Genomic DNA, 20,481 nt, shown 5'->3' on the forward strand with positions numbered 1-20,481 from the left:
AACAACACGAAGAGTTAGAAAAACAGAATAAACGTTCCCGGGCCAAGAAAAGTATGCCGAGTCGTAAAGCTCAGAAAGCTATCATTGAACAAAGAAATTTAAATCCTGTGCTTGACTCTTGTGGTTAAAAACAGGACATTTTAAATGGTTTATCGCATAGACATTTTAATTGGTGAATAACAAGTCTTGTAAGCCCAAAGTAGAAATGTCCGCTTTTAGAATACGCACCTTTACGATTATCGAAGCAGACAGTTTGATATCCAGGTATCTATAACTGTTATATAAATATTTCACTTTTTTGTATCTATAGATACGCTGTTACATCGTCAATAATCAATCTAACAGATAGATAAATTGAGATAGCCTGATGAACAATCAAGAGCCAAAAAAGCAGCAAAAATACGCTGACAGTGAAATTTCAGATAAGGCTTTCAAGCGAGCCATTATTTGGTTTGGAATTTACGCTTTATTGTTCTGTATTGGGGTCGCATTTGTGGTTGGCGCAGATAACTCATATCTTCCCTAATTTCTACATAACTAATACATAACTAAAGCTATGGTCAAGCAGCATACTTAATAAAACATGCTGCTTTTTAGTTCAATGATATTGAATTTTAGTTTGCATATATTCACCATAAACCGAAAGTTTTTCAAAAATATGTTCTGAATAAAACATATCATCTACCAGTAATTGTGCTTGATCAAAGCTATATAAATCTAACATTTTCAGCAATTTGGCATTAATTTTAGAAAGCTTTGTACAAAGTTGTATATATTCATCATTTTTGTTCTTAAATAATAGCTGTAACATATTGATTTTATCTATATCTATGTATTCAGTTTGATTTTCCAGTGTGATGATTTGAATCTGTACATGCAGAAAATGAGCGATTGGATTAATCAGCTCCAGATTGATATCTAAACGCGTAATACAAATTATTCTTGATACTTTTGAATTACATAAAGCATTGATTAAATTTAAATAAAATGAATCTTTCGGGCTCATTTTATCATCATTTAATTGTATAGATAGTCCCAAACTATCCAATAATTCATCAAAATTAAAACTAATGTTACTTTGGTTGGCCTGATAATAACGTGACAAAATGCTTAAACTTTGCTCATTCTTGACTGTGTAATAAACAACCTTTTGATTCAAATTTGCCAATATAAAGGGTGAAAATAAATAAGCCAAATCTTCAACATGCTCTGTAATGGGGTCTTGCAGAATAGCAATATGCCCTGCTGCTTCTATTTGTCTGAGCATTTTTGCTCTGAGTAGCGTAGCTTCGACATTTAAATATTTTTGCTTAATTAACCCTTCAATCTGCGGAGAAACTTCATATCCTGACAGCAACTGATGGATCAAATTTAGTTGCGATATTTCAAACATTTGTAACTCCATTTCCACATCTGTACATATATTTTCATCATGCGTTTGCATTTAAGTGTTGGCTAGTATTGCAAATATTTTCAAATTTGATAGATACAACATCAGACATAAAATTTATAACAGATCAGTATTTTCAAACAAATCTGTTATAAAAATACTTTAATATTGATTAAATAGCGCTATATTTATACACAGTCACTTTCTATAACTAACACTTCAACATGTATAAGTCAGAACAGCTTGCTCATCAATTAAGACAATTGATTGAAAGTGGCACACTTAAAGCCCATGAAAAACTCCCTTCTTTACGTGAACAAGTGCAGCTTTCCGGTTTTAGCCTGATTACAGTGATGAATGCTTATCAAGAGCTTGAATCTAGAGGTTTAATTTATGCGAAAGAAAAATCTGGCTACTACATTGCAAATACATATGCAGACCATGAACATAATGCTCCTTTAATTGTTTCTCTCAATTCCAATATTGAAATCAACTCATTAATTTTTAAATATCTGAAATCCATTCAAGGCGAACACATCGTTCCATTTGGTTCGGCGTTTCCGGACAGTGATTTGGTCTATTCCAAAAAACTAACGCAAATTATGGGACAAATCGCGCGTAATAAAAAAAGTTATGATGCTATTGATAGTTTGCCCCCAGGAAATTTTTCATTACGCAAACTGATTGCCCAACGCTATTGTATGCAAGGCATACCCACTGATCCTGATGACATTGTCATTACATCGGGTGCTTTGGATGCACTAAACCTGGCCTTACAAGCGATTGCCAAACCTGGTGACTATATTATCCTGCAGCAAAATATTTTTTATGGTGCCTGGCAAGCAGCTGAACGCTTAGGCCTAAAAGTGGTCACCATTCCTGAACATCCTAAACATGGATTTGACCTGGAAGCTTTTGAACATATCTTAAAAACCTATCCGGTCAAACTCTGCTGGTTCATGCTAAATAGCCATAATCCGGTAGGTTTTACCGTTTTAGATGATATAAAGTTTCAAATTTCAAAATTATTACATCAATATCAAGTTCATATGATTGAAGATGATGTGTATGAGGAAATGTATTTTGGCCATAAAAAGCCGTTACCCATGACTTATTATGATCAAAATAATTTAGTCCTGCACTGCTCTTCTTTTTCGAAAACCCTGGGGGCGACGTTTCGGGTGGGTTGGGTACATGCCGGGAAATACTCACAGCATATTCAGCATCTGCAATTAATGAGTACGATTTCAGTCAATTCCTTACTGCAAAGTGCTTTAGTGGAATTTTTATCCAATTTTCATTATGAAAAACATCTACGCAATTTACGTAAAAATTTACAGCATAATAAATTGTTATTTTATAGATATTTAGAGTTGAATTTACCAGCCAGATGTAAAGTTGAATATCATCCAAGTGGTTATTTTTTATGGCTTAAACTGCCTAAAAATGTAGATAGCATGTACATTTATGAAGCCCTCATCCAGCAGAAAATTGGCATTGCACCTGGTCAACTTTTTAACATCACCGCACAAAAACAGCATTACTTAAGAATTAATTGTTCATTTGCATGGTCTGATTCAATTCAACATTCATTGGACAAGGTTATTTCTACGCTGCAAAGCGTTATCGTCGATGATTAGTTTAAATTGACAGCGAATATTGTCATTATGCTGTAAAATGATTCACTGATCAGTAGTCTGCGCTTATGCTGATTAAAATCAGACCAAATGAAAAACAAAAATATTGGGAAATATGGGGCTATAATGATATGGAATCACAAAATTCTAAACGTATTCATGCATTTGATAATGATGTAATGAGCGATCTAGATGCCGTGGGTATCGCACAATTAATTCGCGATAAACAGGCTTCTGTACAGGAAGTCACTGCAGCGGCAATTGCACGTGCACAACGCGTCAATCCACATCTCAATGCAATTCAGCTTGAATGTTTTGAGCGTGCTTTAGCAAAACCACGTTTCAAACAAACAGGAATTTTTGCAGGTGTGCCCTTCTTTTTTAAAGACAATACCGATTATCAGGGCCTTACAACCAGTCATGGTTCTAAAGCAGTAAATGGCAAGACTGTATTAATTAACCCCAAGATCAGTCAACAATTTTTAGACCAGGGATTTGTCGTTTTAGGCAAAACGACCATGCCAGAATTTGGTTTAAATGCCACCACAGAGTTTAAAGATGGCAGTGCGACTTTCAATCCATGGCATACGGACTATTCTTGCGGTGCATCTTCCGGTGGTTCTGCTGCAATGGTGGCCTCAGGTGTAGTGCCTATTGCGCATGCTAATGATGGTGGCGGTTCAATTCGCATCCCCGCTGCCTGTTGTGGTTTGATTGGTCTTAAACCCAGTCGCGGTCGTACTTTTGATAGTGATGCAGCACGTTCTTTACCCATCAATATCATTAGTGAAGGTGTAGTTACCCGTAGTGTCCGTGATACGGCTTATTTTTATGCCGGTATGGAGCAAAGATTTTATAATAAAAAACTGCCTAAAATTGGTCTAATCGAACAGCCGATCCAGCGCCGTTTACGCATTGGTCTGGTTACTCAATCCATCACAGGCCAAATTGATCAGGAAACATCATCCACCCTCAACCAGACTGCGAAATTACTTGCAGATTTGGGTCATCATGTTGAAGAGTTTCAGTTGCCTATCTCGATTAACTTTGTTGACGATTTTAGTGAATATTGGGGCTTTTTATCCTTTATGCTGCAAACTTTTGGCAAAAAGGCGTTTGGGGCTGGGTTTAATGTCAAACAGCTGGATAATTTAACGGTAGGACTTGCCGGACTCTATAAGAAGAATTTTTACAAAACGCCGCTATTTTTGTATCGTTTAAAAAGAATGCAACAACAGTATCAAGACATTTTTAGCCAGTATGACGTTCTGCTTTCTCCCGTATTAGCGCATACGACGCCACAAATTGGTTACCTGTCGCCGCAACTTCCCTTTGATCAATTATTTGATCGGATTCAAAATTACGTTACTTTTACTCCAATTCAAAATGTGGTGGGTGCTCCTGGCATGTCGATCCCAATGGGACAAACGCAAGTGGATGGCTTACCGATTAGCATGCAACTTTCTGCCAATATTGGTGATGAAAAAACGTTAATTGAATTGGCCTATGAAATTGAACAGGCAAAACCCTGGCGTAGAATTCAGGATACTTGAGCATAAAAATATATAAGGAAATGACCTATTTCCTTATTCCATAGAATATTAAATACAATCATTTATTAAACGTCTTTCATCATTTTTGACACCCTCTTTATTTTTCTCATATGCTTGATTTTAAAACACTGCTTAAAACCAAGCTTAGAGAGAAATAAAAAGGACTTATGGGAAACATCTATTGAACATTAAACTCAATACGACGGTTTTTCCGACGTCCCTCTGCAGTGATATTGTCAGCAACATTGATTTGAACCAAAACCTTCTGCGGTTAAATTTTCAGCTGCAATATTTTTCCCAATTAAATAGTTTTTAACTGCTGCTGCACGCCGTTGGCTTAGAATCAGGTTTTTATTTGCATCACCAGAGCTATCCGTATGACCAATCACCTTTACTTTCTTGCCATCCACTTTCTTTAATGCTTATGGAACCATTGCAGAATCGGTCGGTTTAACTTGGGGTGGCCGTTGGACCTCCATTCAAGATTATGGTCATAGTGAGTATCGTATGCCTAGACTCAAAAAAACTGCTGCAATGGCTGAACAGTTAACGGCTGAAGGTCAACTGTTGGCCGATTCTATCAATGAAGCTGTTGAGTAACAGGGAACCTATTTGATATCTAAACTTAGTTTAGATATCGATTCATTTCATCCAAAACTGATTGCGTTTTTTCAGCATGCAGCCAATGTCCAGCATCATCAATAACCTGAATTTTAGCATGCGGAAATTGCTGTTTGATGGCACTGAAATGTTCATCCTTACTGATATAGGCAGATTTACCACCACGAATAAACAGTGCCTCTTTTTGCCAAGGCTGGATCATCTTCCAATCCAGAATTTCTGAGTAATGATTAAATAAAGCATCGACATTAAATAACCATTGGCCTTTATTAAAAGACTTCATTAAAAACTGGATCACCACTTCTTCATTTAAATATTCACGCATAATCTGGGTCGCCTGCTGCCGACTTTCAATCTGTGCATTTTTGACTGCAAACAAAGCTTTAAAAATTTGCTTATGATGGCTTTCCCGGTATGCAAATGGTGCCATATCCAAAACCACCAATTGTTCTAATCTCTGCCCTGCCTGATTTGCCAATTGCATGGCAATTTTTCCCCCCATGGAATGACCAATAGCAGAAAATTTTTGAATATTTAAACTATCTAATGTTTCCAGAATATCTGCTGCCATGACAGCATAATTCATTTCTGTTGCATGTGCTGAATGGCCATGATTACGGATGTCTATTTGAATGACTGAATGAGATTCATAGTATGCACGTGCCAGCATACCTAGATTACTTAAACTGCCAAAGAGGCCATGAATAAATACCAGCGTATTTTTTGCTGTAGCAGTTTCATTAATATGTATTTGGTGATTTAAAATCATGGAGTGCTTTCATTACTTTTTAGATGAAATTATTTTTGAGTAAATTAGCTATTTAATCAATTGTTAATTTTCTAAAATATTTTTTTGCTTAGGCTATTTGTGTAGGTATAGGCAAATTTTTAATGAATTGTTCTGTTTTAAGAGATGTTCAAAAGAGCATAAAACTGGAAGTTCTTAAGATGAAAAAATTAGGCTCAATGTCCTATTTTGAGCCTGTTTTTTTACTTTAGATTTAATTATTTAAAATAATTCAGAGGCAATTTTAAGCAGATAAAATCAGTTTAGGCATAAACAATGTTGCATCACGGCGGTTACGCATTTCAACAAAATCTGTTTTTGTTGTAGTTTCATTCAGGAGAATATTTCTTGTATAGCGTGATCTTCTTTTCTATCTTCGGGTCAATAATTGTGACAACATGATAAAGAAAAACCTGAATTTGATTATTCAACGTATAACACTTTTGAATGGAATTGAGTTAAGTAACTGCACTGCCCTTTTAGGAGAATCACAGAAGGATTGGTATGAAAATAAACTGCAAAAATTTATTCTTGCTTAGGCTATTTTGATAAATATAGTCGCTTTGGACGGCGCATAATAATCCAGCACATTGATAGATAATATCCATTCAGGTGTTAAATCTTGTTTGATTTTTTCCGGGTTTTTAATCCCAGAGATCTTGATATAAAGAATTATTCGCTAAATTCTTTAAATACTTTTTCTGCAAACCACCACGGTAACTGTTGAACCTCAGGGCTCATTTTCAATGTTTCAGCCGCTTCAATCTCGGCAATAAAAGCGGCTTTTTCGCCATTAGAAGAATTATCAAACAAATAGCTACGATCACTGGCATCAATCGCCTGCATGAGTAAATCCATACTGCGATAATAACGTTCCACAATCTTTTGCTCCGGAACAGGATGTCCACCTACACTCACCCGGTATTTAACCCGGGCAATATTAATTCTCGGGTCAACCGTAGAAACATAGTATAAATAGGTTTTAAATCCCTGCAGCTGTGCTTGTTGTAGAAACTCAACTTTAGAGATATGTGACATTACCGTTTCAAAAGTAAAACTGATTTTTAAGCGCAAAAATTCCAGGCGAATATAGTCAATAATTCGTGCGCAAAGATAAGAATCTATTTCTGATGGCTGAAACTGGATATTCCAGTCATCAATTATGGTGGGTTCATGTTGGAGTAAAGCCAAAAGCTGACCGGATTGAGGACGCTTTTTCTGTTTAAGGAAAGCAATGAGGGATTGAGCTTTTAAGGCAGGATGATAGATCATTAAATCCAGCCGTTGACTCAAGCGAAGATTCTGTTCCAATTCATCGGCATTTAAATAAGCCCCAATATAATGGGGCAATAAATATTCTTTGACTGTGCTCTTTCCAGATCCATTCGGACCGGCAAACATTCTTATTCTTGGTTGAGGCATTCTATTATACAGCTGCCTCTTGTTTTCTCTTGCGTTTTAAAACTTTAGGAAAATGATTAACACTTATATAGCTTTGGTGCAGGTCTGCAATCACGGTTTCTTGTCCATTGACTTCGTGTTGTAGTAATTGCTGATCTTTTGCATAAACGACCGTTGCTACCGCACATGCTTTGTTAAAGGCGTGATGGAAAGCATGTATGGCAAGTTTAGGAATCATATCATCCTCATATTTGCCTGCTTTCATAATGGTATAAGCTGTCATGGAGCAACTCCCCTTACACAAGGTGTATTTGCTTATTATATTAACATAGCCGCAATAATTGTCTATAAATACACCAACATAGAAATGTAACGCTTTGCAGTGAAGTTAATTAAAGCCACAGATTCCGTGGCTCATGCATTATTGGTCTTCCTTCCACACATCTTCATAATCTTCACGATCAATCATAAAGCGGAAACCCTCAGCCAAAGCCAAGTATGGCAGCACTTCAGGTAAAATATCCTGTAACTCTCGAACTGTCATGGTCTGGAAAAAGTCTTCACCCTCTTCCAGTTCGCCCCCGTAAATAAACCAGCTAATATTTTCATCCGTTTCAGGCTTTTTACGAATCCCGACAATCGGTTCCTTATTTAAAGTCTCAACCGCAATAGCTACGACATCATCACCACTCACCTGGACGTAAGCAGAATCGAACTCCTCACACAATAACTTCTGTTCAGCAATCAGCTCTTCTAAGGGTGAAAGTTGTTGGGATTTTTTTGACATTGCGCTTCTCTGGCAGATAAAAACCGAATAGCCACAGTTTAACTTAGAACGATTTAACATGGCTAAACTTTTTATTTTCAGTATTTTTTGCTAAGCTTGAAAATGTTACAAAATCAAAAAAGATATAAATGAAACCACAAGATATAACAGAATCTACAATAAGCCCTCAATATGGTCACGGCGGAAAACGCAAAAATGCTGGCCGCAAAACGCAGTATCAGGAAAAAACTGTGGTCATGCGCGTACCCGAGTCTAAAGTATCTGAAATTAAGTCCTGGTTAAAACCCAAACCCGCAGATGACCGTAGTCAGAAGATTGAACTGCATTCAATACATATTCAGACCCAACTCGATATTCCTTATCCGTTGGAATCAGTCGGGACAGATTTTCCCTCTCCGGCTCAGGATTACACGGAAGACGTTATCGACTTAAATCAATATCTCGTACACAACGTCTCCAGTACCTTTGTATTACGAGTAAATTCGTTGTCAATGAAGAATGCTGGTATAGACATTGATGACCAGATTTTAGTTGACCGTAGCTTGAACGCAGAACATGGCGATATTGTTTTGGCTTTAATTAATAATGAGTTTACCCTTAAGCGATTAATGATAGAAAAACAGAAAAATAGAGAAGTGAAAATCTGGTTAAAAGCAGAAAATCCAGAATATCCGGATATTTATTTGCGCAGTGAAGAACAATTGATGATCTGGGGTGTAGTGACCTGTATTTTAAAAAAATTGCGCTAATAAATTTAATGAGTTGATATATAGCCGGCACAGATCAAAATTTTACTTTTAACATACGCAGATAAGATAGATAAAAGCCCCAAGTAAACTTGAGGCTTATAATCAATCCTAAGCAAGTTTTAGGATTATTTTTGCTGTTGAGGGTTTTTTTGCTGCTGTTGGCGTTGATTGCCTTGGTTTTGCTGACGTTGATTGTCTTGTTGCTGCTGTTGCTGTTGATGCTTTTGATTTTCGCTTTGCGGATTCGATTGTTGTTGATTAGCCATTTTCATATCCATCCTTTCGATTGATTACTAGCCCTGATTGCTAGGGATATGCCGTATGTAATTACGACTCTTATTAATCTAGCGGATATTTCTGAGTAACCAACCTGCAAACTGTTTCGACTTAATTCATTGTAATGATCAAAATATTAATTTACTGATTTTTAGTCTATCACTGAATCTCATCTTTACGCTATTAACGCTAATTACACTGAACCTTACATGCTGCTCAAGCTCTTTATCGAATGATCTCTTGATTATTCGAATTTTTAAAAATTGAAATTTATAAACGATTTTATTTTCCTCACCTTGAAAACGTTACAATTTCAAAATAAGAAAAATGGCTAACCAACTTTTTGCCTTAATTGATCTTAACTGCTATGTAAGCTGTGAACGGAGATTTAATCCTCATTTAAATGGCCAACCTGTGGTTATATATACTTTCCAATAATGTACTTATATTTTTATAAAATTGAACAATAGACTTGGCCTGTTAGGAGTCAAAGTATCTTTCAGTAACTACGCTTTATACACAGATATGTCAAAGCGCTTTTGGGGATTCTGGAACAGCATTTCCATCTGATGATTTAGAACATCAACTCCCCCTTAAATTGATGATTGTTTTAACCAGCACAGCAGTTATGCAAAATATTTTGATCTAGAACAATATTGTCGAGTCTTAATCCAGCTCATTGAGCAATCACTGAGTTTACTATGCTGCATAAGAGTGGCATTACTAAGACCCAAGCCAAACAGGCCAGTTATTTTGTTAAAATAAGTCTCTGTGCTATTTACCACATTTAGACTTATGCAGTTATGAAAGCCTGCTCGTAGAAACACTGGTCATCGAAATTTGGGTATTGGTCGTAAAAACGGCAAACAGTTTCAAGACTATAAATTTTATAGTTGCTATGACTTAACTTTTGCCAATAAACATCATCTCGGAAAACAATTCTCGGTGATGATTGCACGGACAATTCCTGAATTAAAAGGTCAATCATGTACTACATTCAATGATCCTGTAACACCAGCAAAAAGTATTCTTTCATCACGCAGTTTCGCTACAGTATGGACCAAAAAATCAATCATCAAATATGCAGTGATTTTTCATGTCATCCGTGCCCATAAACGTTTAAACTGGCAGCAGCAACTGTGTGCCTGTGTCCATGTTCACGCTATGAAAAGATATCTGGCCCACCCTATAAAAATAGGCTGTCTTATGCGCTAAGTCTTGAATATGCAAGCGATGACTTGCTGGCTTTAAATGGTATATCATTAAAGCAAATAGATGTTTTATTTAAATAAATTATAAATATTTGAAAGTGGAAATGTGGAAGTCATTTTTAGTGCATTATCTGTTAAGCAGCACTATATTCATGGCTTAGGGCAACCTTTAGCATTGATTCAACAATGGGATAATTTAATGAACACCTTGTTGAAAATGCAAGAACGCTATGGATCGGATTATATACAGGTGGTCTATCATTCTGCCAATTCGGTCTGGTAGATGAAACAGCCGCACCACTCCTCACTCGATACCATCTGCTGGAAGGAACTGCTACCTATTCATGATTCTACCGTGACTGTTACACAAAATAAATGAACTGTTTTGGTCAATTTAGCTTACAATGTAAGAACGAGTAATAATTATAAAAAATGTCATTTTTTAACATTGCCAATTACCTGCAAAGTTCTCATTATATAGCTCAGTTTTGACACATAGCTTCCGTATCAATTTAAACAAATTATAATAGAAATACGGGATTATTTGCCATAATACGCAAACTTTGCTGACATCTTGCAAGGTATATTTGCAAACTTATAATTGGAGCAAGCTGAATGGGCTCAACCATTTTGGTTATTCATGGACCGAATCTAAATTTACTCGGTATGCGTGAACCTGAAGTTTATGGACACCTTACCCTAGACGATATAAATCAAAAGCTCATCGCTCAAGCTCAAAATGCATCTGTTTCCCTGAATACTTTTCAAAGCAATTGGGAAGGTGCAATTGTCGACCGAATTCATCAGGCACAAAAAGAAGGCATTCAATTCATCATTATCAATCCTGCAGCGTTGACCCATACCTCGGTTGCAGTACGTGATGCGCTTCTTGGTGTTGCTATTCCGTTTATTGAAGTTCACTTGTCCAATGTACACGCACGTGAAGCATTCCGACATCATTCATATTTATCCGATAAAGCCGTTGGCGTGATTTGTGGTTTAGGTGCAAAAGGTTATAGCGCTGCACTGGAATTCGCCATCGATAAAATTCAACCTTCTAAGCAATCATAATTAGGAATACTGTCTCATGGATATCCGTAAAATCAAGAAACTCATCGACCTGATGATTGAATCTGACTTACAAGCGATCGAAGTTAAAGAGGGTGACCAATCCATCGCCCTCACCCGTCGCAATCCTGTGGTAGCAGCAGCTGTTCCTGCAATGCCTGTAGCTACTGCAGCTGCAGCACCTGCTGCAAAAACACCACGCGGTGCAGTTGAAACATCGCCTATGGTTGGTGTGTTCTATGCAGCACCAAACCCGGGTGAAGCACCATTCGTAAAAGTGGGCCAAACCGTTTCTGCAGGTGAAACACTGGGTATTATTGAAGCCATGAAAATCATGAACCCCATTGAAGCAACTCAAAGTGGCGTGATTGAAGAAATTCTGGTGAAAAATGGCGAAGTGATTCAATTCGGTCAACCATTGTTCCGCTATCGCGCCTAAGACCACGGGGATTCACAATGTTGCAAAAAGTTTTAATTGCAAACCGGGGTGAAATTGCTTTACGCATCACCCGAGCTTGCAGAACTTTAGGAATTAAAACCGTAGGTATTTATTCCGATGCCGATAAAGACCTGATGCATTTACGCTTTTGTGATGAAGCGGTATGTATTGGTCCGGGTGCAAGTAGCGAAAGCTATTTAAACATCCCGGCAATTATTACTGCTGCTGAAATTACCGGTGCAGATGCCATTCACCCAGGTTATGGTTTCTTGTCTGAAAATGCCGAATTTGCAGAAATTGTTGAAAATTCTGGCTTTATCTTTATTGGTCCACGTCCGGAACACATCCGTCTGATGGGTAACAAGGTTTCTGCTATTATTGCCATGAAGAAAGCCGGTGTACCAACAGTACCAGGCTGTGACCATGCAGTGACTATTCACAATGCCCTTGCAGAAGCCAAAGAAATTGGTTTCCCGCTGATCGTTAAAGCTGCTTCTGGTGGTGGTGGTCGTGGTATGCGTATTGTTGAACGTGTCGATACCCTGCTTGAATCGGTTCAGGCTGCACAGCGTGATGCTGAAATGTGGTTTGGTGATGACACAGTTTATATGGAACGCTTCCTGCAAAAACCGCGTCACGTCGAAGTTCAGGTTTTGGCAGATGGTAATGGCCATGCAATTCACTTGTATGATCGTGACTGTTCTTTACAGCGTCGCCATCAAAAAGTATTGGAAGAAGCACCTGCTCCAGGTTTACCAGAAGAAGCTCGCGCTGAAATTTTAGAAGCCTGTGTCAATGCATGTAAGCTTATGCAATACCGTGGTGCGGGTACATTCGAGTTCCTGTTTGAAGATGGTGAGTTCTTCTTCATTGAAATGAATACCCGTGTTCAGGTTGAACACCCTGTTACCGAAATGGTCACTGGTATTGATATTATTGAGCAACAATTGCGTATTGCTGGCGGACTTGGCCTTGAAATTCAACAAGATCAAGTGGAAGTACGTGGTCATGCTATTGAATGCCGTATCAATGCGGAAGATCCAACCACATTCCTTCCATCTCCGGGCAAAATTGAAAATTATTATGCTCCAGGTGGTGCAGGTATCCGTATGGATTCGCATATTTACCCAGGCTACAGCATTCCGCCTTATTATGACTCAATGATTGCAAAACTCATTGCCCATGGTAAAGATCGTGATACGACTATTGCACGTATGAAACAGGCATTAGAAGAAACGATCCTGACCGGAGTGAAAACCAACATTCCTTTACATAGAGATTTGATTCTGGAAGATGAAAACTTCTGTAAAGAAGCGATGGATATTCACTATCTGGAAAAACACTTATTGAAAAAGCTGGAAGCTTATCAAGAAGCGTCTTAAGTAAACCGATATAAAAAAACCGCTCTTTATGAGCGGTTTTTTTATCTGTATAACGATATATTTATAAAATCATGAACAATGATTAAGGTAAAACACGGCGCAAGGTGGCAAAACACTGTTCAGCTTTTTCATTACTACAAAAATTTATTGTTGATGCATTTTTCCACTGCACGAAGTATTGGGAAATCTCACCAGTCTGGTCTTCTTGAAGACCTGAACAATCCTTTTCATTATTGTCATACTTTACTTGTAAAACCAGTGCAGATAATAAGGAACGTTCCTCTTGAGCTGGTTGAAAATCATAAATTCCAGATGACCACTCCTGACCACTTTTAATAATGACATTGTTATTCGATTTAAAATTATAATATTCAATGCATTTATTATTGTTGGCAACTTGCATCCCCCATAAGCCAACAATTTCTGGACGAGTCACAATACGAATGGTATTCGAATTTTCAGCTCGATCATTTTCTTCTGTCGCGACTACAGCTTGATTGTCATTTGCCATCGCAACAGATGAGCACAATGTAAGTAAAATTGTAAAATATGTTTTTTTCATACATCAATTCAGTGCTAAAAATCCTTTGTTATAACTTAGCATATTTTTATGAAAAACCAGTATTTATCACCATATTACAACAATATAATTTCAGGTTGAATTTGCACAAAAAATTGGTCTATCAAGCCGAAAGAATCAATAGTTTTATCACAACACTGAAACAAGAATTTTTCGTACTGATGCAGCTGTATAATAAAGACCACACAGCGGCAATCTTGGCCATAAATGTAAAATACTGACTTTTTAAAAAATTTTTAGCCATGTTGAATATATTTCGGTAGCCAGCGCACAAATAGCAAACCCACAACTGTTGAAAGCCCAGCAAGAACAAACACCATTTCTCCTGAGATGACTTGCCAATATCTTCCAGCCAGAATACTTCCTAAAGCGACACCTAAACCCCACATGGTGCTGTACATGGCCTGACCGCGGCCTTGCTGACCTGCGGAAAAGTTTTGAAAGATAATGCGCATGGCAATCATATGAAACAGGCCAAAACTAAAGGCATGAATACTTTGGGCTAAAAACTGTGCCACCAAGAGATGAGGTAATAGTCCCACAACAATCCACCGTACACCGGTCAGGACCAGACAGCAACTGACAAGACTGCGCCACGAAAACCGGGTCAAGAAAATATGGGCAAAAGCAAACATGATAATTTCTGCAACCACCCCGACGGACCACAACAAACCAATTTCAGTCGTCGAAAAACCAGCTTGATGCAAGTAGTTACTATAGAAACTATAAAATGGAGCATGGGAAAATAACAAAACAAATTCAATAGCAAAAAAAGCAGCCACCACAGGCCGTTTTAATATCGGCAACAACGGTTCTAATTGTTGTTGTGATTGTGGGGCTGTGCTGGGTTCTTTAATGCTAAAAGACCAAAGAAAAGCCAAAAATGCGATACACAGCAACATCAGCGGGAGCATGGAAATAGCGACAATTTCAAGTAAAGCACCAATACCAAAAACGCCTACAATAAAACCCACCGAGCCCCATTTTCTGATTTTCCCATACAGCTGATTGCGCTTATCCCCCAACCAGAACAACGTAACCCCTTCAAACTGCGCTAAAATGGCATTCTGAAAAAAACTGAAAATCAGCATAAGCAGTGCAACAGACTGAAAGGTATTTGGGATCAAAAAAATCATGAACCAGATACAGGATTCCATCCATGTGGCTATACGAACCAACAGCATTCTTTTTCCCGATTTATCGGCAATCCATCCCCAAATAAACGGCGCGAAAAAGCGGGTAATGATTGCAATTGAAGATAAAAGTCCAATCTCTTGATAATTAAAGCCTTGATCTTCCAGATACAAATTCCAAAAAGGCATGAACGTACCAACGATGGAATAGTAGAAGAAGTAGAATCCTGACAGTTTGTGCTGGATTGGCAAGCTTAGCATTTAGTTGCATTCCATTGTATTTTCAATAACTTAAAACATTTAATAGTTGCATCACATTGCATGGTTTTGCCACTAATTGCACTTCAATAGTCTACAAATCCGTCTACAAAAATTAAAATAAATATTTTTTCATTTTTTTGTAGACTCCTATTAAGTAGCCCTAACCTTACTGATTTTAGAGTAAAAATTTATAAAATGGATATAAATATATATTATAGAAACTTTCTTTATTGAGCTGTTTGTTTTAAAAAATATTCAATTGACATAAAAAATCTAGAGAGAATCAGGCTGAACTGTTTGGGATAGTTTTTTTGATGGTGAGTATGGGTATGGAAGTGAGTTTGTAGTGCTATTCCTGGCATACTTTCTTCCATCCACCTTGGTTAAACATGACCTTTTCACATTGAGACCCAGTACCATACGCTTTTTTTGCTACGGCGACCAATGAAGCCCAAGCAAATGAATACCAAATTTCGCCACAGTGAAATCATGCCCGCCATTCAAATATTCAGTCATCTGAATAGGAATTGATAGGAAACACAGCTTTTTGCATTTCCTCACCTCAATACTTATCATGTTACCAATAGTTATTAAAAAATTAAGAACCACAATGCTTTATATCCTTGGGATTCTGTTTCTGCTCTTTATTGCTTATCACTACAGACTTGATCAAGCATCTGGAATTGGTGGATTTCTTTTATACATAGTCATTTTATTAATCGTAATCTGCATCAGAGCTGCATGGCATGTTCTAACCTAACATTGAACAACTTAGACTATGATACTTAAACAGCTCAGCACTGCAAAATTCTAAGTCTTGTTTCGCTTGTACTTTGTCTGTCATAAGCACTACCAATAAGAAAAGGAAACCTCCTCATTACTAAAGCAAGAGGGGTTTCTGGTTCAATCCAATCACTTCAAGTGAACAGTAAGCAAAATCAAATTATCTTTGATCTCCTCAACGCCGTGTTTATATCCATGCTTGGAGCAATAATCTAAAAATCTATTTAAAGCGTTTCCGACTAATGAAGATACGCACACCTCTATCTTAACAATGCCATCTTCTGGTGCATTCAACCTACGGAATGAATGACCTAACAACTCATCAAATGTTGTCGTAAATGTTGATACTTTCATTTTAAAACTCCGTTATTTCTATAAAGTAACGAAGCAATAATGCCCACCAAACAAGCTAGAATCAATACCAAAAATTAACTTAAGTTATTGAATTAAGAGAATTATATTAATTAAAAATACTAAATTAATGAATTAAATAGGTTATTTAAAAAGTAACAAAATATAATAAATTTAAAAAAGAAAAACCCCACCAATAATGCAATATTGAGCGGGGTCTTATGTTCCGGAATACATCATCCATCCGGCAATGGAGAACTATTTTTCCCTTAAACAATCCCGACACAGCTGGATTTCTTCATCATCAATCGTGTAATCGATTTCTGTCGCACCATGTAGTCCAAGTAAACAATACAGAAACTTAAGCATGATTTTTCTCCTCACAATTAAAAACCCACTTACTCCTTCAAATAAGCGGGCCTGCGCTACAGTTATTTTCTTCATTTTCTTGTGGTTTCAAAATTAAAATAGCACTGAAAATTTGACCACAAGGTATAGAAAATATAGATAAATTGTTGAGTTGTAGAATTATTAAGTTAATTCTATGTTACTTATCCACTAAAAGCCTGATCTATACCAGAGCTTTGGTTGCTATGTGAACTAACTTAGGTGTTTTGGAATATCTTCAACAACTGTAAACTCTGCAGCATAACGAGTCCTAAGCGCTTCAGTAATCTCATTAAACATCCGCTGATACTCTTCAGTGATATAAGTAGCTTTCTTTATTTGCTCAGTAAAATCAGCAACAATTAACAATAACTTTCGATTTTCTTCCTTTAATTCTTCATTCTCTCGCATCACCATTGCCAAGAATAACTGTAATTCATCTTTAGTTAATACACTACTCATAACACCAGCTCGGTATTTTTCTAAAGAATAGCAAATGAGTGTGACAAATAAAAATCACACCTTTCGATGAGCTCTTAAATTTAATTCTTTAGCTTTTTATTCATTTAAGAAACTTTAACAAATTATCGTATTTATCACGTGACATTAAATTACAAACCACTAGACCTGAATATTGTCCCATCGCCTATGGATGTATCATTAGGATATTTTAATTATGGTGAAACAGGATTTATTTAATTCGATCTAAATATCGACCATATGTGATCCATTTACACTTGTCACATTGCCACTCACTACGAGCATTTAAGTGATTAATCTGATCACCATGAATAGTTCGAATCAGTTTGTAACCATGCTTGCAAAAAATAGATTTAATAATTTTCTTAATCATATCCCACCATTTTTTTAACTGAATTCCCTAAACACCACTCACAACCTATGTCTACACAGTACCAGTATGAAGTGGAATTAAATAAGGTATACAGCTTTTCCCTATACAAAAAAAAGCCCACTCATGGAAAGACGATGTGGGCTTATAAACTAAGGACCTTGGGAGGTCATTCAGAAACTACAGCAGTTTCTGATGGTTATTTTGTACACTATTCAAATATTTTTCAGTGGCAAAACATACCAAAAAATAAAATAATGATAATTAAATCACATTATTAATAAGTCTTAATTAATGATTTATACAATATGAAAAAGCCTGCTTAATGTGAGGTATCTAAGCGGACGACTAGCATGAAGACTTGCTTTTTTCAGGAAATAAAAAGCCCATATTTCTATAGGCCTGTTTTCTAAAATTATGAGCTATACATATTTTAACTCAAACTGGTACTCATCTTGGGTAACCTTAATTTTATGCTTTTTATATTTACGTTTGTTCGGATTTATAGCTGAATTCATCACCTCATCATGAAATGATGTATCCCCCATTAAGCAAACATAAGCTTTATATCCTAGCAAGATTTTCTCAACTTTTTTTCCTTTTTTGGCAGCTGCTTCAAGCAATTCATCTAATTTTTTTAGTTCTATATCAGACATCTGTATTTACCCTCTGTTTGGAGGATACATTCTGACATACTAAAATTTCAAACTGAATCACCTATAAAATGAATTGATCGAAATTTTATCAAAAAGAAAAAAATCCACTTTTCTATGAGCTTCTTTATCAATCCAGTCCATGACTTACATTTAGACCATGTATAACATAGCGTTAATATGTCCATGATCAAGATCAAGATCAATTGCACTGAAATAAAATAATCATGATAAGAAAAAAATTGATGCTGCCCATTTGACACAACCCATGTTCATTTTTTGATCGATTTATGTGGATTATTCGTTAATAATCAAATGAATTGAGAAAAGTTTTATAAAATTATTATGTGTTATTTGCCTCACAATTGCCTTTAAGGGAAATCAATGGGAGAAAGCAAATGTTAAATAAAATGATGATAGCAAGTAGCATCGCTGCCTCTGTGGTGTTAGTCGGCTGTATACCCTCAACGCTTAACTCTTCTACGGAAAAAAATTTAGCAAAATTGCAAAACAAAAATTGGGTGATGATCGAAATTAATCAGGTGAGTTATAAAGCCTCACCTACTTTATCTGCAGTTCCAATACTTAGCTTTGGTCATAGCCACCTCAGCGGTAGTGATGGCTGTAACCAATTTATGGGCGGTTATGCAGTAAAAGGCACCCAGATTAAATTTTCCAATTTAGTCACTACCGAAAAAGCCTGTTTAAATTCCACCGATTTACCGCAAAAATTTTCCCAAGCCTTAAGCCAAGTGGCCAGCTATGATGCCACCGATAGTGAATTAAAGTTATTCGATAATAATCATCGCATGGTGCTTAAATTTAACAATCTTAAATAGAACATAGAGATCATTTAGCCCTCACTCGAGGGCTTTTATTGATCAGTAATATCACCTGAATCATCCAAAACACATCTAATTTAAAGACAGCACAACATGTTATTTATGTTGTTTTTGCGGATTGTTTTGTTGATTAGGCTGTTGTTGAACATTGGACTGCTGATTTTGCTGATGACCTTGCTGATTCTCTTGTTGCTGCTTATGTTTATCACGATCGTGCTCTTGATTATGTTGGCTCATTTGTAGGGATTGTTGATTAGCCATTTTAATTTCCTTCCTCTATCTATTTAGAATCTATACATGAGTTAATCTACTATTTAATATTTTTTATCCAATCTTAACTTTGTATCAATTTCATTCAATGTAATTTTGATGCATCTATATGATTGATCCGCAATAAAGCCTTTTTATCACTCTTAACATTTTTATTATGTGACCCTTTTATCTGAGACCAAACCCATCCCCTTCAAATAAAATTGAAGCAGAATAAGCCCTTCGGAAATGTCGTTATAGTTTTATTTAAGCGATAAAATGGCTTAGTCATTTTTACCACATTTGCGACATTCCTGGACGTACCCATGCTTATGATCCCAATTGAACTCATAAACATGAATACAAAACAGTTTACGAAATGTATTAAGCATATTTTTCACCTCACCTACCGGCTTAGGAAAAGTATTTCTACTTAATAATATGGGTATAAACAGCATCACTTTCAAACAGTAAGATAAAAAACTCAGACCAAAATAATAAAATAATTTAGCAATTTTGATTTTACTGATCTTTATCCATGGAATGAGGAGTGGTGGTTTTATCTTGCTGCGAAGTATCACTATCCTGTTTTTGACATGCACTTAGGCCCAGCATCATCAGCAATCCTACAAATGCGAGTTTTTTCATGGTCGATCCTTAAATCTTTTAAAAATTAAGAATAGAAGAGATACTCACTTACACGGTTCAGTTTTTGCAGCATAAATGTAAAAACAGCTTATTTATTCAATTTTTTATTTACAGCTTTTATAAACCATAAAATTCAGGTCACAATTTTCCATAAGACAGAATGTTCTGCTGTTTCAATGAAACCTATCACCTCATCATTTTCATTGAGCTTAGGAATAAACTGATGATTATCCATATCATAATAACCAGCATGATCTTGCGCTTGAGCCAGAGTGACTTCATCGCCTAAAACCTTGTTAATCATTCGCTCTTCGCCTGAATTAGGGTTTCTAATTTTGATCATAAGGATTTATCTTCATGTATATTTTGATCTCTATCATAAGAAATTAGAGCTTAAAATGTTTGCCTCACTAAATTTATTTTTTAAAGCTTCTAGGGCGTGT

The 20,481-nt window shown here is 36.4% G+C and carries 24 protein-coding genes and 3 pseudogenes; 11 read left to right on the top strand and 16 right to left on the bottom strand.

Going from position 1 to position 20,481, the window contains the following annotated elements; genetic code table 11:
* The first annotated feature begins 367 nt into the window (after nucleotides 1–367).
* Nucleotides 368–526, top strand: coding sequence for a hypothetical protein (locus B9T38_RS16810; RefSeq protein WP_165493301.1), 159 nt, complete (start codon nucleotides 368–370; stop codon nucleotides 524–526).
* 72 nt (nucleotides 527–598) lie between these two features.
* Here the strand turns inward: B9T38_RS16810 and B9T38_RS13810 are convergent, their stop codons facing one another.
* The gene (locus B9T38_RS13810; protein WP_143222723.1) at nucleotides 599–1,444 is read right to left on the bottom strand and encodes a hypothetical protein; all 846 of its coding nucleotides are present in this window, start codon (nucleotides 1,442–1,444) and stop codon (nucleotides 599–601) included.
* 170 nt (nucleotides 1,445–1,614) lie between these two features.
* On the opposite strand from B9T38_RS13810, the gene B9T38_RS13815 reads away from it, so the two are divergent.
* Nucleotides 1,615–3,030 carry an aminotransferase-like domain-containing protein gene (locus B9T38_RS13815; protein WP_086197352.1) on the top strand — a complete coding sequence of 472 codons (1,416 nt, stop codon included), beginning with the start codon at nucleotides 1,615–1,617 and terminating at the stop codon, nucleotides 3,028–3,030.
* 128 nt (nucleotides 3,031–3,158) lie between these two features.
* Complete coding sequence (locus B9T38_RS13820) at nucleotides 3,159–4,580, top strand: amidase (protein WP_086197444.1); 1,422 nt, start codon at nucleotides 3,159–3,161, stop codon at nucleotides 4,578–4,580.
* A 178-nt stretch (nucleotides 4,581–4,758) separates the two neighbouring features.
* Here B9T38_RS13820 and B9T38_RS13825 read toward each other — a convergent pair.
* Nucleotides 4,759–5,002: pseudogene (locus B9T38_RS13825) on the bottom strand (OmpA family protein); the annotation flags it as partial.
* Nucleotide 5,003: 1 nt separating this feature from the next.
* Between B9T38_RS13825 and B9T38_RS13830 the strand changes: the two are divergent.
* Nucleotides 5,004–5,180 (top strand): annotated as a pseudogene (locus B9T38_RS13830) (M15 family metallopeptidase); the annotation flags it as partial.
* Nucleotides 5,181–5,205: 25 nt separating this feature from the next.
* Here B9T38_RS13830 and B9T38_RS13835 read toward each other — a convergent pair.
* The 4 genes from B9T38_RS13835 to B9T38_RS13850 form a co-directional block, all read right to left on the bottom strand.
* On the bottom strand, nucleotides 5,206–5,970 hold the full coding sequence (locus B9T38_RS13835; RefSeq protein ID WP_086197353.1) for an alpha/beta fold hydrolase: 765 nt from the start codon (nucleotides 5,968–5,970) through the stop codon (nucleotides 5,206–5,208).
* A gap of 690 nt (nucleotides 5,971–6,660) precedes the next feature.
* Nucleotides 6,661–7,410, bottom strand: coding sequence for an ATPase (locus B9T38_RS13840; protein WP_086197354.1), 750 nt, complete (start codon nucleotides 7,408–7,410; stop codon nucleotides 6,661–6,663).
* Between the two features lie 4 nt (nucleotides 7,411–7,414).
* Nucleotides 7,415–7,672 (bottom strand): hypothetical protein, encoded by a 258-nt coding sequence (locus tag B9T38_RS13845; RefSeq protein ID WP_086197355.1) that lies wholly within the window; start codon nucleotides 7,670–7,672, stop codon nucleotides 7,415–7,417.
* A gap of 138 nt (nucleotides 7,673–7,810) precedes the next feature.
* A complete protein-coding gene (locus tag B9T38_RS13850; RefSeq protein WP_086197356.1) occupies nucleotides 7,811–8,176 on the bottom strand; it encodes an immunity protein Imm33 domain-containing protein in 366 nt (121 codons plus the stop codon).
* A gap of 128 nt (nucleotides 8,177–8,304) precedes the next feature.
* Between B9T38_RS13850 and B9T38_RS13855 the strand changes: the two genes are divergently transcribed.
* Entirely contained in the window at nucleotides 8,305–8,925 is a 621-nt protein-coding gene (locus B9T38_RS13855) for a LexA family protein (protein ID WP_251992250.1), read from the top strand.
* Between the two features lie 125 nt (nucleotides 8,926–9,050).
* On the opposite strand, the gene B9T38_RS16815 is transcribed toward B9T38_RS13855, so the two are convergent.
* Entirely contained in the window at nucleotides 9,051–9,191 is a 141-nt protein-coding gene (locus tag B9T38_RS16815) for a hypothetical protein (protein WP_166169875.1), read from the bottom strand.
* Between the two features lie 850 nt (nucleotides 9,192–10,041).
* On the opposite strand from B9T38_RS16815, the gene B9T38_RS17040 reads away from it, so the two are divergent.
* The 5 genes from B9T38_RS17040 (at nucleotide 10,042) to accC (ending at nucleotide 13,301) form a co-directional block, all read left to right on the top strand.
* Nucleotides 10,042–10,416, top strand: coding sequence for a DNA polymerase Y subunit UmuC family protein (locus tag B9T38_RS17040; RefSeq protein ID WP_251992251.1), 375 nt, complete (start codon nucleotides 10,042–10,044; stop codon nucleotides 10,414–10,416).
* Nucleotides 10,417–10,518: 102 nt separating this feature from the next.
* Entirely contained in the window at nucleotides 10,519–10,695 is a 177-nt protein-coding gene (locus tag B9T38_RS17045; RefSeq protein WP_251992252.1) for a hypothetical protein, read from the top strand.
* A 332-nt stretch (nucleotides 10,696–11,027) separates the two neighbouring features.
* A complete protein-coding gene (gene aroQ / locus B9T38_RS13865; RefSeq protein ID WP_086197357.1) occupies nucleotides 11,028–11,483 on the top strand; it encodes a type II 3-dehydroquinate dehydratase in 456 nt (151 codons plus the stop codon).
* Nucleotides 11,484–11,499: 16 nt separating this feature from the next.
* Nucleotides 11,500–11,919 carry an acetyl-CoA carboxylase biotin carboxyl carrier protein gene (gene accB / locus B9T38_RS13870; protein WP_086197358.1) on the top strand — a complete coding sequence of 140 codons (420 nt, stop codon included), beginning with the start codon at nucleotides 11,500–11,502 and terminating at the stop codon, nucleotides 11,917–11,919.
* Between the two features lie 17 nt (nucleotides 11,920–11,936).
* Entirely contained in the window at nucleotides 11,937–13,301 is a 1,365-nt protein-coding gene (accC, locus tag B9T38_RS13875) for an acetyl-CoA carboxylase biotin carboxylase subunit (RefSeq protein ID WP_086197359.1), read from the top strand.
* Nucleotides 13,302–13,383: 82 nt separating this feature from the next.
* On the opposite strand, the gene B9T38_RS13880 is transcribed toward accC, so the two are convergent.
* The 6 genes and pseudogenes from B9T38_RS13880 to B9T38_RS13905 form a co-directional block, all read right to left on the bottom strand.
* Nucleotides 13,384–13,863, bottom strand: coding sequence for a hypothetical protein (locus B9T38_RS13880; RefSeq protein ID WP_086197360.1), 480 nt, complete (start codon nucleotides 13,861–13,863; stop codon nucleotides 13,384–13,386).
* Nucleotides 13,864–14,117: 254 nt separating this feature from the next.
* A complete protein-coding gene (locus B9T38_RS13885) occupies nucleotides 14,118–15,275 on the bottom strand; it encodes an MFS transporter (protein WP_086197361.1) in 1,158 nt (385 codons plus the stop codon).
* Between the two features lie 352 nt (nucleotides 15,276–15,627).
* Nucleotides 15,628–15,741: pseudogene (locus B9T38_RS17240) on the bottom strand (putative metallopeptidase); the annotation flags it as partial.
* Between the two features lie 446 nt (nucleotides 15,742–16,187).
* Nucleotides 16,188–16,412, bottom strand: a complete 225-nt coding sequence (locus B9T38_RS13890; protein ID WP_086197362.1) for a hypothetical protein — start codon at nucleotides 16,410–16,412, stop codon at nucleotides 16,188–16,190.
* Between the two features lie 597 nt (nucleotides 16,413–17,009).
* Nucleotides 17,010–17,258 (bottom strand): hypothetical protein, encoded by a 249-nt coding sequence (locus B9T38_RS13900; RefSeq protein WP_086197364.1) that lies wholly within the window; start codon nucleotides 17,256–17,258, stop codon nucleotides 17,010–17,012.
* Nucleotides 17,259–18,068: 810 nt separating this feature from the next.
* Nucleotides 18,069–18,302, bottom strand: a complete 234-nt coding sequence (locus B9T38_RS13905) for a hypothetical protein (protein ID WP_086197365.1) — start codon at nucleotides 18,300–18,302, stop codon at nucleotides 18,069–18,071.
* A gap of 395 nt (nucleotides 18,303–18,697) precedes the next feature.
* On the opposite strand from B9T38_RS13905, the gene B9T38_RS13910 reads away from it, so the two are divergent.
* Nucleotides 18,698–19,138, top strand: a complete 441-nt coding sequence (locus tag B9T38_RS13910) for an META domain-containing protein (protein ID WP_086197366.1) — start codon at nucleotides 18,698–18,700, stop codon at nucleotides 19,136–19,138.
* 99 nt (nucleotides 19,139–19,237) lie between these two features.
* Here B9T38_RS13910 and B9T38_RS16820 read toward each other — a convergent pair whose 3' ends face one another.
* From B9T38_RS16820 to B9T38_RS16630, 3 genes are all read right to left on the bottom strand, one after another.
* Nucleotides 19,238–19,402 carry a hypothetical protein gene (locus B9T38_RS16820; protein WP_171263248.1) on the bottom strand — a complete coding sequence of 55 codons (165 nt, stop codon included), beginning with the start codon at nucleotides 19,400–19,402 and terminating at the stop codon, nucleotides 19,238–19,240.
* Between the two features lie 510 nt (nucleotides 19,403–19,912).
* The gene (locus B9T38_RS17050; protein ID WP_240921614.1) at nucleotides 19,913–20,038 is read right to left on the bottom strand and encodes a hypothetical protein; all 126 of its coding nucleotides are present in this window, start codon (nucleotides 20,036–20,038) and stop codon (nucleotides 19,913–19,915) included.
* A 133-nt stretch (nucleotides 20,039–20,171) separates the two neighbouring features.
* On the bottom strand, nucleotides 20,172–20,381 hold the full coding sequence (locus tag B9T38_RS16630; RefSeq protein ID WP_143222725.1) for a hypothetical protein: 210 nt from the start codon (nucleotides 20,379–20,381) through the stop codon (nucleotides 20,172–20,174).
* Between the last annotated feature and the right edge of the window lie 100 nt (nucleotides 20,382–20,481).

The organism is Acinetobacter sp. ANC 4218, assembly GCF_002135245.1.
Taxonomy (GTDB): Bacteria; Pseudomonadota; Gammaproteobacteria; order Pseudomonadales; family Moraxellaceae; genus Acinetobacter.

Coding starts and splice junctions, on each gene's coding strand:
- B9T38_RS16810 (WP_165493301.1), top strand. CDS start 368: ATGAACAATCAAGAGCCAAAAAAGCAGCAAAAATACGCTGACAGTGAA.
- B9T38_RS13810 (WP_143222723.1), bottom strand. CDS start 1,444: ATGCAAACGCATGATGAAAATATATGTACAGATGTGGAAATGGAGTTA.
- B9T38_RS13815 (WP_086197352.1), top strand. CDS start 1,615: ATGTATAAGTCAGAACAGCTTGCTCATCAATTAAGACAATTGATTGAA.
- B9T38_RS13820 (WP_086197444.1), top strand. CDS start 3,159: ATGGAATCACAAAATTCTAAACGTATTCATGCATTTGATAATGATGTA.
- B9T38_RS13835 (WP_086197353.1), bottom strand. CDS start 5,970: ATGATTTTAAATCACCAAATACATATTAATGAAACTGCTACAGCAAAA.
- B9T38_RS13840 (WP_086197354.1), bottom strand. CDS start 7,410: ATGCCTCAACCAAGAATAAGAATGTTTGCCGGTCCGAATGGATCTGGA.
- B9T38_RS13845 (WP_086197355.1), bottom strand. CDS start 7,672: ATGACAGCTTATACCATTATGAAAGCAGGCAAATATGAGGATGATATG.
- B9T38_RS13850 (WP_086197356.1), bottom strand. CDS start 8,176: ATGTCAAAAAAATCCCAACAACTTTCACCCTTAGAAGAGCTGATTGCT.
- B9T38_RS13855 (WP_251992250.1), top strand. CDS start 8,305: ATGAAACCACAAGATATAACAGAATCTACAATAAGCCCTCAATATGGT.
- B9T38_RS16815 (WP_166169875.1), bottom strand. CDS start 9,191: ATGGCTAATCAACAACAATCGAATCCGCAAAGCGAAAATCAAAAGCAT.
- aroQ (WP_086197357.1), top strand. CDS start 11,028: ATGGGCTCAACCATTTTGGTTATTCATGGACCGAATCTAAATTTACTC.
- accB (WP_086197358.1), top strand. CDS start 11,500: ATGGATATCCGTAAAATCAAGAAACTCATCGACCTGATGATTGAATCT.
- accC (WP_086197359.1), top strand. CDS start 11,937: ATGTTGCAAAAAGTTTTAATTGCAAACCGGGGTGAAATTGCTTTACGC.
- B9T38_RS13880 (WP_086197360.1), bottom strand. CDS start 13,863: ATGAAAAAAACATATTTTACAATTTTACTTACATTGTGCTCATCTGTT.
- B9T38_RS13885 (WP_086197361.1), bottom strand. CDS start 15,275: ATGCTAAGCTTGCCAATCCAGCACAAACTGTCAGGATTCTACTTCTTC.
- B9T38_RS13890 (WP_086197362.1), bottom strand. CDS start 16,412: ATGAAAGTATCAACATTTACGACAACATTTGATGAGTTGTTAGGTCAT.
- B9T38_RS13900 (WP_086197364.1), bottom strand. CDS start 17,258: ATGAGTAGTGTATTAACTAAAGATGAATTACAGTTATTCTTGGCAATG.
- B9T38_RS13905 (WP_086197365.1), bottom strand. CDS start 18,302: ATGTCTGATATAGAACTAAAAAAATTAGATGAATTGCTTGAAGCAGCT.
- B9T38_RS13910 (WP_086197366.1), top strand. CDS start 18,698: ATGTTAAATAAAATGATGATAGCAAGTAGCATCGCTGCCTCTGTGGTG.
- B9T38_RS16820 (WP_171263248.1), bottom strand. CDS start 19,402: ATGGCTAATCAACAATCCCTACAAATGAGCCAACATAATCAAGAGCAC.
- B9T38_RS17050 (WP_240921614.1), bottom strand. CDS start 20,038: ATGAAAAAACTCGCATTTGTAGGATTGCTGATGATGCTGGGCCTAAGT.
- B9T38_RS16630 (WP_143222725.1), bottom strand. CDS start 20,381: ATGATCAAAATTAGAAACCCTAATTCAGGCGAAGAGCGAATGATTAAC.